Consider the following 14,739-nt stretch of genomic DNA (forward strand, 5'->3'; position numbering starts at 1 on the left):
GATACAAGTATGAGAGTATCAGTTGTTATTCCAGCGCACAATGAAGCGAGTACTTTATCACAAGTTTTAGTAGAAGTGGAGAAGCTCAAGCCTTACGAAATTATTGTAGTAGATAATGGCTCGACAGATGGAACGAAAGACATAGCGTTACAACATCATTGTCACGTGATTTATTATAAACATTCTCTTGGCAATGATGTTGGACGGGCTATTGGAGCTAGAGAAGCAAAAGGTGAAATTGTTTTGTTTTTAGATGGTGATATTGTTATTGATAGTAAAGAGTTACAACGTTTCGTGAAAGGAATTCGACAAGGGCATCAAATTGTTGTGAATAATTTAACATGGTCGGTTTATTTAAAGATGAGACCACATTATACGACAGTTGGAAAGTTCATGTTGAATCGTTATTTGAATAAAAAGGAGCTTGTTGTTGGATCTTTAATTGCAATTCCACATGCGATGAGCAGGGAAGTTATCGAGAAACTTGGGTGGTGGAATTTAGCAGATCCAGCACTATTTCAAGCGATAGCGATGTCTAGAGGAGTAGATATTGTTGATACGGCTTCGGTCGATGTAATTCACACAAATAAGGTTCGTCCTGTGCATACAGGAACATCACCTGGTTCTCCTTATCCGAAAGCGACTAGCCGTATTATGGGTGATCATTTACGTGCTTTGCAATATGTAATCGAAACATATGGTAAACGCGGCGGTTTTTCGGAGGGAAACAGGGATAGGGAGTTTATAGGGAACTATAAACCAGTTGTATTAAAGAAGGAAAAAGCGAAATATAGTGCGATTATACCAGTGTCAGAAGAAAAAATGACGATAAGATTTGTTATACAAGAAGTAAAAAAAGCAGGGGTAGATGAAATTATTGTTGTCGCGAATGGAGCAGATTTTGAGACTGTTAAACAGGCAAAGCTAGAGAATGTTATTGTTGTTGAATTCGGGGAGGCGCTTGGACATAATGTAGCACGAGCGATAGGTGCCATGCATGCTACGGCAGATATTTGTTTATTCGTTGATGGTGATTTTGTTATTCCAGCAAAAAAGCTCACTCCATTTTTGCAAGCTGTTGAAGATGGAAGTGACGTGGTTTTAAATGATTTACAATGCTTATTAGATATGTTTCATCCTGCAGATCCAATTAGTATGGGGAAATATTTTGTGAATTTAGTAGCGAAAAGACCGGATTTATGGAATAACTCATTAACGGCAGTACCACATGCTATGCATAAAAGGGTAATAGAGAAAATAGGATATGACTCGCTTGTTATTCCGCCATTAGCTCAAATGAAAGCTATTTTGGAGGTTTTTTCTATTACAGCAGTAGAATTTGTAGATGTTATAAAAACCAATCGGGTACGCCCGGAGCAACATGGATTTGTAAATGGACGTATTCCGGCATTTGACCGTATTTTCGGTGATCAACTTGAGGCGATTGCTTATCTATTACAATATACAGACGAACGTGGGAGTTTTACAGATGGAGATCGCGATAGAGACACTATTCAACAATTGAGAAAGGAAGAAAAGAATACAGATGAATGCTAGTAGTAAAGTAGCTATTATTGGATTAGGGTATGTTGGTCTTCCTTTGGCAGTACATTTTGCAGAAAGAGGACATACCGTACTTGGATTAGATAAAGATACTAGAAAAATAGAATCGATTATAAAAGGAGAAAGTTATATTCCAGATGTTTCTTCTAAAGTGTTGCAAAGTTTATTGACTAAAAATAAATTAATAGTAAATACACCAGATAAAGGTATTACTGATTTCCAAAGTAGTGATTATGTTATTGTTACTGTTCCAACTCCAATTAATGAACGAAGAGAACCAGATTTAAGTGCCCTCATTTCAGCTTCGCATTATATACAACAAAATCTCCAAAAAGGACAAACCTTCATTTTTGAAAGTTCCACATATCCAGGCACACTTGAGGAAGTTATTATTCCTATTATTTCTCAAGCTGGCCAAAAGGTAGGAGAAGATTTCTATATCGGATATTCCCCTGAGAGAATTGATCCAGCAAATAGTCAATATTCAGTTCAATCTATTCCAAAAGTTATTAGTGGACAAACAGAAAAGTGTAAACAAAAAGTACAGGATTTATATAGTACCATTTTTGACGTAGTTGTACCTGTTAGTTCGCCGAAAGTAGCAGAGATGTGTAAGCTATTTGAAAATATTCAGCGCTTAGTTAACATCTCTTTAGTAAATGAGTTAAACACATTATGTGAAAGTTTAGGGATTGATTTTTATGAGGCCATTGAAGCGGCATCTACAAAACCTTTTGGATTTACTCCGTATTGGCCAGGACCAGGGATAGGGGGGCACTGTATTCCCGTAGACCCCTTATATTTTCAATGGAGAATAAAAAAGAATGGGGCAATTAGTCAATTAATTGAGGCGGCACATGTAATTAATGAAGAAATGCCAGAGAAAATAGTCCGGAAAGTAAAGGGTATGGTGCAATCACCCGGACTAGTTTTAATTGTAGGAATCGCATATAAGAAAGATGTAAATGATTTGAGAGAATCACCGGCTTTGCCAATTATTCAATTACTAATAAAAGAAGGATACGAGATAAAATACCATGATTCATATATTTCTTCCGCGGAAATTGGAGATAAGGTGTATCAATCTGTTGCTTTGGATGAACAAACAGTTAAAGAGGCAGGTTGTATTTTAATTTTAACTGACCACTCTAATATCGATTGGAAGCTTTTTAAAGGAATGAACCGAGTAATAGATACAAGGGGAATTATAAAGAAGGTGAGTGTATGAGTAAGAAATGTTTAATTACAGGTGGGGCCGGATTTATTGGATCTCATTTAGCTGAAGAGTTGGTGAGAAGGGGTTATAAAGTCACAATTGTGGATAACTTCTATAAAGGGAAAAATAAGTATCATAATGAGCTAATGAGAGAGATTCGAGTTATTCCAATAAGTGTTTTAGATAAAAATTCTATTTATGAATTAGTAAATCAACATGATGTAGTGTTTCATTTAGCAGCAATTTTAGGTGTTAAAACGACAATGGAAAAAAGTATAGAGCTCATTGAAACGAATTTTGACGGAACGAGAAATATTTTACAAGCAGCATTAAAAGGAAAGAAGAAAGTAGTTTTTGCATCTACTTCAGAAGTGTATGGTAAAGGCAAACCGCCTTTCTCTGAAGAAGGAGATCGATTGTATGGGGCAACTTCTAAAATTCGTTGGAGTTATGCAGTTTGTAAAACGTTAGAAGAAACATTATGTTTAGGATACGCATTAGAAGGCTTACCTGTAACGATTGTTCGTTATTTTAATATTTATGGTCCAAGAGCGAAAGATGGTCCATATGCAGGGGTAATCCCGCGATTTATCCGTGCAGCTTTGCAAGGAGAAGACATTCTCGTATATGGAGATGGAAAGCAGACACGTTGCTTTACGTATGTGAGTGATGCGGTAGAAGCAACAATTCGGGCAATGGATGAGAAGGTAAATGGTGAGATTATTAATATAGGTTCTGAGAACGAACAGAGTATAAAAGAAGTAGCAGAAACAATTAAAAAACTAACGAAATCTTCTTCGAAAATTGTACAAGTTCCTTTTGAGGAAGTATATCCACATGGCTTTGAAGAAATTCCGAATAGAAGGCCGAACGTAAAGAAGTTAAGAGAACTTGTTCAATTTCAAGCGACAGTAACGTGGGAACAAGGATTGAAAGAAACTATTAAATGGTTTCGTGAAGAAAACAATGGCTAAGTCGCTATCAGTTATTATTCCTGCAAGTAATGAAGTAGATACGATTTCAGACGTTATTCAATCGGTCAAACCGTTAAATCCAGTAGAGATTATTGTCATAGCAAATGGTTGTAATGATGGTACAGAAGAGGTTGCTAATCGGTTAGGTTGTAAAGTAATCAGGTATACAGAACTATTAGGAAACGATGTTGGGCGTGCAGTTGGCGCAAAACATGCGATAGGTGATGTATTACTATTTATAGATGGGGACTTTGCTATTCCAACTTCCAAATTACAATTGTTTCTTAATCCAATTTTACATGATCAGACTGACATCGTTTTAAATAATTTGGACGCATTGTTTTTAAAGAAACAAAAACCCCATTCCGTTACAGTGTGGCGTCAAATATTAAATGCAATGTTAGAGCGTGAAGAATTAAAGATAGATTCTTTATTATCTGTACCTCATGCGTTGACGAAAGAAGTCGTCCAAAGTATTGGATATGAATGTTTAGTTAATCCTATTGTAGCTCATTTACGTATAGCACAAAGTAAATGGAGAATTAACCGTCATTGTGCTATTGATGTTATTACGCCGAATAAATTTCGACCGATTGAACATGCTGCATATGGAACGAACCTTTCTCAATCTGAAAGACGAATGATAGGTGATCATATAGAAGCAGTTGCAGAACGAATAGTAAGCAGTGATATACGCGGGGGATATTATGATGGAAATAGGAAAAGGGATAGCGTCTATCATACTTTAAATTTCGAAGATTTTTATCAAGGATGGGGCGTTACATCCAATTTGTATAGAGAAAAGCAACTATCGGTTGTTATTCCTGTACAAAATGAAGAGAAAACAATTGGAAAGGTTATAGAAGAGCTTCGTAAAATTGAACCTTTTGAAATCATCGTTGTCGTAAATGGTTCGTCAGATAAAACAGCAACGATTGCAAAAGACAAAGGCGCAACAACCATTGTATATAAAGAAGCCCTTGGAAACGATGTAGGGCGTTCACTTGGAACTTATTTTGCAAAAGGAGAAATTGTGTTATTTATAGATGGTGATTTTGTTATTCCAGCTAGTGAACTATATCCTTTTGCAAAAGCTATTGCAGATGGAAAGGACGTCGCATTAAATGATTTAAATCATTATTTAGATTTAAGAGTACCACTTCATCTTGTAACTGCATTTAAGTATGCACTAAATTTAGCTTGTGATAGAAAGGATTTAGGGGTAGGCTCACTTATTGCGGTACCTAATGCATTTAGCCACAAGTGTTTGAAAGCAATTGGATACAAATCTTTATTGTCACCTTGTGTAGCACAGGTGAAGGCTCTTCTTTCTGGATTTGAAATTGCATGTGTATGTCGTGTTGAGGTTGATAAGATGAACCGTATTCGTCCCAGTGAACATTTTGCAAAAATAGGTCATCCTCCAGCTGTACTTCGAATTATAGGTGATCATATAGAAGGACTAGAGCAAATAATTGCATCAACAGACAATCGTGGCGGATTCTATGATGGCAATAGAAAAAGAGATGTTTTATAGAAGTAACAAAAAAAGTGTACAACATGTGTACACTTTTTTGTTCTGTTATAAAAACTATAACAGATTAGGAGATAAGAGTATTACAGCTCTACAATGGGTATTGTTCTTATATTACAAAATAGGACTCGTATATAAGGATACCAAAAAAATACAATTAAGGAAAGGGTTAATTTTAAAGACTTTTAAATGAAGTTAACACTATATATATAGTAGTTTGCTCAACATTTCACAAACATGTCACAACTATTTCGTTCACTTTCGTAAAAAAGTAGTATTCTAAGTGTGTAAGCTGTTATATAAAAAATCTTAGTCCTGTACTAATCAAAAATGGAGGAGATTAGGATGACTCAAGTATTAGAAAATGTTAAAAACGCATGGGAAAACTTTAAAGGTGAAAAATGGAAAGCAGAGATTGATGTTCGCGATTTCATTTTAAATAATGTAAACGTTTTCGAAGGAGACGAATCTTTCTTAGCAGAAGCAACTGAAGCAACGAAACAACTTTGGGATCAAGTAATGGATTTAACAACAAAAGAACGTGAAAACGGTGGCGTTCTTGATATGGATACAAAAATTGTTTCTTCTATTACATCACATGACCCAGGATACTTAAATAAAGATATTGAAAAAGTAGTCGGTTTCCAAACTGATAAACCATTTAAACGTTCTTTACAACCATATGGTGGTATTCGTATGGCAGAACAAGCTTGTGAATCTTATGGATACGAAATGGACAAAGAACTTAGTCGTATTTTTAGAGATTGGAGAAAGACTCATAACCAAGGTGTATTTGATGCTTATACACCAGAAATGAGAAATGCACGTAAATCAGGTGTTATTACTGGTCTTCCAGATGCATACGGTCGTGGACGCATTATCGGTGACTATCGACGCGTAGCATTATATGGTATTGATCATTTAATTGAAGCGAAAAAAGCTGATTTGAATTTAACTGGTGGTGTAATGAGCGAAGATACAATGCGTTTACGCGAAGAGTTATCTGAGCAAATGCGTGCACTTCAAGAACTAAAACAAATGGCTGCTTCTCATGGTTTCGATATTTCTAAACCAGCAACAAATGCACAAGAAGCATTCCAGTGGTTATACTTCGCATATCTTGCAGCGATTAAAGAGCAAAACGGAGCTGCAATGAGTCTTGGACGTACTTCTACATTCTTAGATATTTACATTGAAAGAGATTTAGCAAATGGTACTTTAACAGAAGAAGAAGTACAAGAAATTGTAGATCACTTCATTATGAAATTACGTCTTGTGAAATTCGCAAGAACACCTGATTATAATGAATTATTCTCTGGTGACCCAACTTGGGTAACTGAATCTATCGGTGGTATGGCATTAGATGGTCGTCCATTAGTAACAAAGAACTCATTCCGTTTCTTGCATACATTAGATAATTTAGGACCAGCTCCAGAACCGAATTTAACAGTTCTTTGGTCTAAACAATTACCAGAGAACTTTAAAAACTACTGTGCGAAAATGTCCATCAAAACATCAGCAATTCAATATGAAAATGATGACATTATGCGTGCTGATTACGGCGATGATTACGGAATTGCTTGTTGTGTATCTGCAATGAGAATCGGTAAGCAAATGCAGTTCTTCGGAGCTCGTGCAAACTTAGCGAAAGCATTATTATATGCAATTAACGGTGGTAAAGATGAAAAATCAAAAGCACAAGTTGGTCCTGAGTACGCACCAATTACTTCTGAAGTACTAAATTACGAAGAAGTTATGCATAAGTTTGATATGACAATGGAATGGTTAGCGGGTCTATATTTAAACACATTAAATGTTATCCATTATATGCATGATAAATATAGTTATGAACGTATTGAAATGGCACTTCATGATACAAATGTTCTTCGTACAATGGCAACAGGTATCGCGGGTCTATCTGTAGTAGCAGACTCATTAAGTGCAATTAAATACGCACAAGTAAAACCAATCCGTGATGAAAATGGTATTGCAGTCGACTTCGAAATTGAAGGGGACTTCCCTAAATACGGTAACAATGATGATCGTGTAGATGAGATCGCTGTAAATCTCGTGAAAACATTTATGAATAAACTGCGTAAACATAAAACATATCGTAATTCCGTTCATACAATGTCAATTTTAACTATTACATCTAACGTTGTATACGGTAAGAAAACTGGTAACACTCCAGATGGACGCCGTACTGGAGAACCATTTGCACCAGGTGCAAATCCAATGCATGGACGTGATACAAAAGGTGCATTAGCTTCATTATTATCTGTAGCTAAATTACCATATGAAGATGCACAAGATGGTATTTCTAATACATTCTCTATTATTCCAAAAGCACTTGGTAAAGAAGATGATGTACAAGTACGTAACTTAGTATCTATGCTTGATGGCTATGCAGTAAAAGAAGGCCATCACTTAAATATTAACGTATTTAATCGTGAAACATTAATGGATGCAATGGAACATCCTGAGAAATATCCACAATTAACAATTCGCGTATCTGGTTACGCTGTAAACTTTATTAAATTAACTCGTGAACAACAAATTGATGTAATTAACCGTACAATGCATGAAAGCATGTAAATGAAAAAAGTGTCCCTTCGCTTTTAATACATAGCGAAGGGAGGCTGTTTCAATAAAGGAGGAAGTAACATGGTAAAAGGAAGAATACATTCTGTAGAGTCTTGTGGTACTGTTGATGGCCCAGGGATTCGTTATGTCATATTTACACAAGGGTGTTTATTACGTTGTCAATATTGTCATAATGCTGATACGTGGGAAATCGGTAAAGGTAAAGAAATAACAGTTGAAGAAGTGATGCAGGATGTGACATGTTACTTTCCATTTATTGAAGCCTCCGGAGGTGGTATAACAGTTAGCGGTGGAGAGCCATTATTACAGCTAGACTTTTTAATTGAGTTGTTTAAAAAGTGTAAAGAGGCTGGTATCCATACAACAATCGACTCTTCTGGTGGTTGTTATTCTGAGGAACCAGAATTCCAAAGTAAGCTAGATATTTTAATGGATTATACAGATTTAGTTTTATTGGATTTGAAACATATCGATTCTAAAAAGCATCGTAAATTAACAGGAAAACCAAATGAACATATTTTACAATTCGCTCGTTATTTATCGAATAAGAATAAACCGATTTGGGTACGACACGTATTAGTTCCTGGTGTTACGGATAATGAAGAGGATCTACAAAAACTATCTAGCTTTATTCAAAGTCTGTCTAATGTTCAAAAAGTTGAAGTGTTACCATATCACAAGCTTGGTGTATATAAATGGGAGGCGCTTGGACATAAGTATCCACTCGCAAATGTAGAACCACCTACTGAGAAAAATGTAGAACATGCTAAACATATTTTACAAGCGGTCTAATCCAAATATTGGATTAGGCTTTTTGCTTTCTTTACAATAAAATCTAGAGCATATATTGATAAAAGAGTATACTGAAAGTAGAATATCCATAATTTTGTACGGAATAAGTGGAGAAATTTACATAATTGTAAAGGGAAATCAAAATAGTAAAAAGAATTAAGAAGTAAAAGAGTGAGTATCATGGAATAGAGAACATTTGTAAGTTATTGCGAAAGCTCTTATAGGAAAGTATAATGTAAAGATATGAGCACAGATAGGATTAAGGGGTCAATCTTATATGCTTTGCATATCCACGACAGGTACATAGCTGAAAAGGGAATTATTAGAATCTGTTTATGTAATTTTTAAGGAAAATGTTTTTCCTATTGTCGTATATGCAATATGGAGAAACAAAAAGCTAGGAGTGGATTTGTTTGATAAAAAACCCCAAGGTTTTAATATTAACTGCACATTACGGTAATGGTCATGTGCAAGTAGCAAAAACATTAGAACAAACATTTCGCCAAAAAGGAATTGAAGATGTTATTGTATGCGACTTGTTTGGAGAATCACATCCATTTATAACTGACATTACAAAATATCTATATTTAAAAAGTTATACAATAGGAAAAGAATTATATCGTTTGTTTTATTACGGGGTAGAAAAAATTTATGATAAGAAAATAGCATCTTGGTATGCGAACTTTGGAAGAAAACGTTTGAAAACACTGTTACAGGTGGAGAAACCAGATATTGTAATTAATACATTTCCAATTATCGCTGTACCAGAATTGAAGAAACAAACAGGGATTTCAATTCCTGTCTATAACGTATTAACGGATTTTTGCGTGCACAAAATATGGATTCATCGAGAAGTAGATCGTTATTTTGTTGCAACGGATCACGTGAAAGAATTGATGGTTGATATCGGTGTACCTGCGGAACAAATTGTTGAAACAGGAATTCCAATTCGGAGTAGTTTTGAGTTAAAGGTAAATCCAGACATCATATATAATAAATATCAGTTATGTAAGAATAAAAAGATTTTACTAATTGTAGCAGGTGCTCATGGGGTATTAGGAAATGTAAAAGAACTATGCCAATCATTTATGTCAGTGCCTAATTTACAAGTAGTTGTCGTTTGTGGAAAAAATGAAGCTTTAAAACAGGATTTATTAAGTTTACAGAATCAAAATTCCGATGCATTAAAAGTGTTTGGGTATGTTGAAAATATTGATGAATTATTCCGAGTTACTTCGTGTATGATTACGAAGCCAGGCGGAATAACATTAAGTGAAGCAGCAGCGTTGCAAGTACCTGTCATTTTATATAAACCTGTTCCAGGACAAGAAAATGAAAATGCGATGTACTTTGAAAAAAAAGGAGCAGCAGTTGTCATTCGCGATGATAGTGAGGTTTTTGCAAAAACAGAGGCATTATTACAAGATGATGTGAAGCTTCTTCAAATGAAAGAAGCAATGAAAAGCATCTATCTTCCAGAGCCAGCTGGTCATATTGTAGATGCAATTTTGGCAGAAAACCATGCAGAACCGCGTCATATACCTATTAAATCACCTGCTCTTGCACAATCTTTTACTTAATATGAAACCCTCTTTGTATTGTAAAGAGGGTTCTTTATTATTTTCAAAGAAAATTTAGCTAGTTATCCACAAAAGGATTACGCTTTCATTAAACAGTAAAGTCGGAATATTAACAACTATATCCACATTGTCCACAATTTTTAGAAAAATATCCACAATTAAAACAGCTGATATATACTTTAATATAGAAAAACATTAAATGTTTTTGAAAATTACTAACAATTTCGTTGGTTTTGTGGATAAAGTTGTCCACAGCAAAAAAGACCATTATGTATAAGGGTCCTTTTTGCTTACTTCTATCAGTCGAGAAAATTATGTAATGAAAATGAATAATTAGGGGGGAACTTCTAATTATTCATTTTCACTTTAAATGCTTTTCGAGCGATATCCTGCTGCACGATCTGCTTTTTGAAATTCTCGTTGATAGAGAACTTCTTGTGTACTAGATAATGTATTTTTTGCTTTATCACGTTTCTTTTTATCCATTACAAATCACCTCGTGTCTTAAAGTTACTATTTATCGTTTCCAAAGACATGAGGGGATATACGCATATGGAAAATGTTAATGATTGATTAATATTTCAGAAAATTTAGATTATGCTTCTTTTAATTGATGAGCATCTTGGAAGGTTGTATCTCGCATTGTAGCAAGTGTGTATTGATCTTTTGGAATTTCATATAAGTTATATACTTCTTCGTTTGCGTTAATTTCATCATATACGGCTTTTCTTGTTTCGTTTGCTAGATTTACATATTGCAGTTTTTCTGCAGCTTTAATAGAACGAATATTTATTTTACGAATACGCATGAAGATTGTTTCAATATCTAATTCATAGAAAAGTTCACTAAAAAATGAATCTTTTGCTAATTTATTATAGCCTTTTCCATGATATGGTTTGCCGAGCCATGTCCCGAGAAACCCAGCTTTTTCTTGCACATCAAATAAAGTAATTGTTCCGATGGGGTTACCCCATTCATCTAAAATTGTGCGTGAAATTAATTCACCACGCTCTTCAGCTTCAATTGTTTGTTTCGTTAAGAATAAATATTCTTCATAAGAATAAGCCTTTTGACGCACAAAAGGGAAGACAGCTGGATCCACCATTAACTCGTATAGAACGTGGCTGTCGTGTAAGTCGCGTTTTTTCAACATACTAACTCCTCCTCACACGAGGGTAGCATGACGAAAAAACACCCCACCCTCGAAATTTTTATATCAATCTTTAAAAAATTTCGGGGTGGGAATCGAACCCACTAGAACCAGTTTCTAACGCTGGTGGCGCACCATTTGCCTTCCCCATTCATCAATTTGAAAATGATAATCACGACACAAATTGATTATGGTTTCATTCAGTTTATAATCGTATAATACTTTATCTAGTCAAAAAAATAAACTAGTTTTTTTTATTTTTTTTGTAAATTATTTTTCCATCAATCATAGTTAGTACAGGCTTGGCTAAATAATGAAAAGGATGATGAGTCCATAACACGAGATCGGCGTCTTTTCCAACCTCGATACTTCCAATTCTATCCTCTAAACGCAAATTTCGCGCTGGGAATATGGTGATTCCTTCTAGTGCTGTTTTCTCGTCTAACCCTTCTCTTACTGCAACAGCAGCACAAATATTTAAATATTGAATGGGTGTATAAGGATGGTCTGTTGTTATAGAAACTTCCACACCATTTTTGGATAATATATGGTAAGTATCCCATGTCTTGTTTTTTAGTTCGATTTTAGAACGGCGTGTCAGAGTGGGACCAACTGAAACCTTCAAATTGTGTTTCGAAAGCTCTTCAACAAGAAAGTGTCCTTCTGTACAATGTTCAATACGTAGATCGAGATTGAATTCCGTTGCAAAGCGTAGCGCAGAACTAATATCATCTGCTCGGTGAGCGTGGATACGTACGGGTATTTCACGACGTAATGCTTTTAAAATAGGAAGCATTCGAAAATCAGCTTCGTGCCCGTAGTGTTGTGCTTCATAGAATGATTCCCGTAGTAACCCCATAATCCCCATACGTGTGATGGATTCTTTCGTTCCATTACTATGGACCTTTTTAGGATTTTCTCCAAAGGCAATCTTTAAACCAGCAGGTTCTTGAATAATCATATGATCAATACAAGTTCCAGCTGTTTTTATTACACAAGTAGTACCCCCGATAATATTTTGACTGCCAGGCATAACGTGAACGGTTGTAATTCCATTTTGCACAGCGTCTTGAAAGGCAATATCGAAAGGGTGGATTCCATCTAAAGAACGAATATGTGGTGTTGAAACTTCAGATGTTTCATTGGCATCATTTCCAGCCCAACCAGTACCTTCATCATAGAGACCAAGGTGAGTATGGACATCAATAAAGCCAGGTAAGAGATGGAGTGCCCGTGCATCTATAACGGTCATATCTTGAGTAGGTTGAATAAAAGGTTTGACCTCGGTAATTCGCTCTCCTGTAACGAGTACATCGCCTTGAAACTTTGGAGATGTAATAGGGTATACAATGGCTTGTTTGAGCAATATTTTCATAGGTACCTCATTTCTGTTACTTTATAATGCTAATGGAAGTTAAGGGAAAGTAACTGAAAGGTTATTTGTATGGTAATGCTTCGGATCCTAGAAAATGAAAGTTTTAAAAGGGCCCATGCAAAATTGTGTTTTAGAAGTACTACATTGTATGCGAAAGTATATTTTGTAATGCATGGTCTATTGCCGGAAATGTGTATTGGTATCCATGTTTAATTGCTTTACTAGGTAATACATGTTGCCCTTCTAGTACAAGTATGCTCATCTCACCTAATAAGGCGTGAAGCATAAATGAAGGGACAGGCAGCCAATGTGGTTTTCTCGTTGCGGCAGCGATGGTTTTTCCAAATTCCTTCATTCTTATAGGTGTTGGTGCTGTCATATTAAGAGGGCCATCAATTTCTTTTTTGTGTATGATGAAATCCATCATACGAACGACATCGTCTATATGAATCCATGATAACCATTGCTTCCCAGAACCAATGGTGCCGCCGATATAGAATTGATAGGGAAGTAACATCTTTGGCAAGGCTCCGCCATCTGCACCTAATACAACGCCAAATCTTGTGTAAATTGTTCTTATTCCGAGAGAACATGCTTTAGCTGCTTCTTGCTCCCATAAAAATACTGTTTCTGCTAAAAAATCGTTTCCGGGAGTTTCTTGTCGCTCAGTAAAAGACTCTATTTCAGATGTTCCGTAGTATCCAATAGCACTTGCATTAATAAATGTATGTGGTTTTGTTTCCATTACTTGTAGTTGTTGAATAAGTCCTTTTGTTGTTTGAATTCTACTGTTTAATATTGTTTCCTTTTGTTTTTTTGTCCATCTACTATTGATAGATTCTCCAGCTAGATTAATGACTACATCGATAGAGGAGAGCGGAAAGGTAGATAAATCTGGTGTCCAGTGTACGTATTGAAGGTTATGGTTTGAGGTTCTAGTAGTTTTCTTTCGAGTAAGAATGTAGACCGTATATCCTTTTTGAATAAAAAAAGTAGAGAGGTATTTACCAATAAAACCAGTGCCACCAGAAATTGCGATTTTCATAATCATTTCCTCCTCATTATATATATTCTTGAAAAGAAAAAATGTTCCTCGACTATGTTAAAATAATAGGGAGGTGAGAGTATGGCTGTCATTACAAAAATAGAAGTACAAAAACGATCGAAAGAACGATTTAATATTTATATTGATAAAGGCCAAGGTGAAGAGTACGGGTTTAGTGTGGATCAAGTAATCTTAATGAAACATGGATTACAAAAAGGCTTAGAAATTGATGAAATAGAGTTAGGAAATATTTTGTACAATGAAGAGGTACAAAAAGCATATTTACAAGCAATCTCCTATTTATCCTATCAAATGAGAACAAAACAAGAAATAGAAGATTTTTTACGAAAAAAAGAAGTGGGACAGGCCATCATCTCTGAAGTCGTTTCGAAATTATTACATGACCGATATATTAATGATAAAGAGTACGCGGTTTTATATACACGAACGCAAAGTAATGTGAATCGAAAAGGTCCAACTGTTATTAAAAGAGAGTTGTTAAATAAAGGTGTTCAGGATTTAATTATTATGCATAGTTTACAAGAATATCCGAAGGAAAAGCAAATTGAGAATGCCTTGTTTCTCATAGAAAAGAAAAAAAAATCTTATCAAAAGCATTCTTTTTTACAAATGAAGCTAAAGTTAGATGAGATGCTTGTTCGAAAAGGGTATTCTAGAGAAGTAATTCAAATTTGTTTGGAAGAATTGAAAGACGAAAGAGATGACGAAAAGCAACAAGAAGCGTTACACTATCATGGGAATAAGTATTATGAGAAATATAAGAAGTATGATGGATGGACATTTGAAAACAAGATGAAACAAGCGTTATATCGAAAAGGATTCTCTATTGATGAGATAGAGATATTTTTACAAATGAAACGTGAAGAGGGATGAGGGGAATAATGA

13 protein-coding genes are annotated in these 14,739 nt (G+C 35.1%); 9 read left to right on the forward strand and 4 right to left on the reverse strand.

Translation table 11 applies throughout. The annotated features are described in order from the left end of the window. Nucleotides 1-9: 9 nt before the first annotated feature. The 8 genes from C4S65_RS26345 to C4S65_RS26380 all read left to right on the forward strand — a co-directional run bounded on the left by C4S65_RS26345 (nucleotide 10) and on the right by C4S65_RS26380 (nucleotide 10,263). Nucleotides 10-1,557 (forward strand): glycosyltransferase family 2 protein, encoded by a 1,548-nt coding sequence (locus C4S65_RS26345; RefSeq protein ID WP_025118422.1) that lies wholly within the window; start codon nucleotides 10-12, stop codon nucleotides 1,555-1,557. Then, nucleotides 1,547-2,791 (forward strand): nucleotide sugar dehydrogenase, encoded by a 1,245-nt coding sequence (locus C4S65_RS26350; protein ID WP_000994262.1) that lies wholly within the window; start codon nucleotides 1,547-1,549, stop codon nucleotides 2,789-2,791. Before C4S65_RS26345 ends, C4S65_RS26350 begins: the two co-directional genes overlap by 11 nt. Next, nucleotides 2,788-3,753 (forward strand): SDR family NAD(P)-dependent oxidoreductase, encoded by a 966-nt coding sequence (locus C4S65_RS26355; RefSeq protein ID WP_000037053.1) that lies wholly within the window; start codon nucleotides 2,788-2,790, stop codon nucleotides 3,751-3,753. The genes C4S65_RS26350 and C4S65_RS26355 overlap by 4 nt, the downstream gene beginning before the upstream one ends. Further along, nucleotides 3,746-5,290 (forward strand): glycosyltransferase, encoded by a 1,545-nt coding sequence (locus C4S65_RS26360; protein ID WP_001130009.1) that lies wholly within the window; start codon nucleotides 3,746-3,748, stop codon nucleotides 5,288-5,290. The genes C4S65_RS26355 and C4S65_RS26360 overlap by 8 nt, the downstream gene beginning before the upstream one ends. Next, nucleotides 5,259-5,480: a hypothetical protein gene (locus C4S65_RS26365; protein ID WP_002094217.1), complete on the forward strand. Its 222-nt coding sequence runs from the start codon at nucleotides 5,259-5,261 to the stop codon at nucleotides 5,478-5,480. The genes C4S65_RS26360 and C4S65_RS26365 overlap by 32 nt, the downstream gene beginning before the upstream one ends. A gap of 152 nt (nucleotides 5,481-5,632) precedes the next feature. Continuing rightward, on the forward strand, nucleotides 5,633-7,882 hold the full coding sequence (gene pflB / locus C4S65_RS26370) for a formate C-acetyltransferase (RefSeq protein WP_000195468.1): 2,250 nt from the start codon (nucleotides 5,633-5,635) through the stop codon (nucleotides 7,880-7,882). A 69-nt stretch (nucleotides 7,883-7,951) separates the two neighbouring features. Beyond that, on the forward strand, nucleotides 7,952-8,683 hold the full coding sequence (gene pflA / locus C4S65_RS26375; protein WP_098838629.1) for a pyruvate formate-lyase-activating protein: 732 nt from the start codon (nucleotides 7,952-7,954) through the stop codon (nucleotides 8,681-8,683). A gap of 413 nt (nucleotides 8,684-9,096) precedes the next feature. Continuing rightward, the gene (locus C4S65_RS26380; protein ID WP_000594686.1) at nucleotides 9,097-10,263 is read left to right on the forward strand and encodes a diglucosyl diacylglycerol synthase; all 1,167 of its coding nucleotides are present in this window, start codon (nucleotides 9,097-9,099) and stop codon (nucleotides 10,261-10,263) included. Nucleotides 10,264-10,629: 366 nt separating this feature from the next. Here the strand turns inward: C4S65_RS26380 and C4S65_RS26385 are convergent, their stop codons facing one another. The 4 genes from C4S65_RS26385 to C4S65_RS26400 all read right to left on the reverse strand — a co-directional run bounded on the left by C4S65_RS26385 (nucleotide 10,630) and on the right by C4S65_RS26400 (nucleotide 13,833). Then, nucleotides 10,630-10,749 (reverse strand): YfhE family protein, encoded by a 120-nt coding sequence (locus tag C4S65_RS26385; protein ID WP_000358482.1) that lies wholly within the window; start codon nucleotides 10,747-10,749, stop codon nucleotides 10,630-10,632. A 109-nt stretch (nucleotides 10,750-10,858) separates the two neighbouring features. Then, entirely contained in the window at nucleotides 10,859-11,416 is a 558-nt protein-coding gene (locus C4S65_RS26390; RefSeq protein WP_000914737.1) for a GNAT family N-acetyltransferase, read from the reverse strand. Nucleotides 11,417-11,657: 241 nt separating this feature from the next. Further along, entirely contained in the window at nucleotides 11,658-12,788 is a 1,131-nt protein-coding gene (locus C4S65_RS26395; RefSeq protein WP_061666218.1) for an amidohydrolase, read from the reverse strand. A 139-nt stretch (nucleotides 12,789-12,927) separates the two neighbouring features. Then, on the reverse strand, nucleotides 12,928-13,833 hold the full coding sequence (locus tag C4S65_RS26400; RefSeq protein WP_000684402.1) for a TIGR01777 family oxidoreductase: 906 nt from the start codon (nucleotides 13,831-13,833) through the stop codon (nucleotides 12,928-12,930). Nucleotides 13,834-13,914: 81 nt separating this feature from the next. Between C4S65_RS26400 and recX the strand changes: the two genes are divergently transcribed. Then, complete coding sequence (gene recX / locus C4S65_RS26405) at nucleotides 13,915-14,727, forward strand: recombination regulator RecX (RefSeq protein WP_000268512.1); 813 nt, start codon at nucleotides 13,915-13,917, stop codon at nucleotides 14,725-14,727. The last annotated feature ends 12 nt before the right edge of the window (nucleotides 14,728-14,739 follow it).

Origin of the sequence: Bacillus sp. ok061 (assembly GCF_900108285.1) — a bacterium.
GTDB lineage: Bacteria > Bacillota > Bacilli > Bacillales > Bacillaceae_G > Bacillus_A > Bacillus_A thuringiensis_S.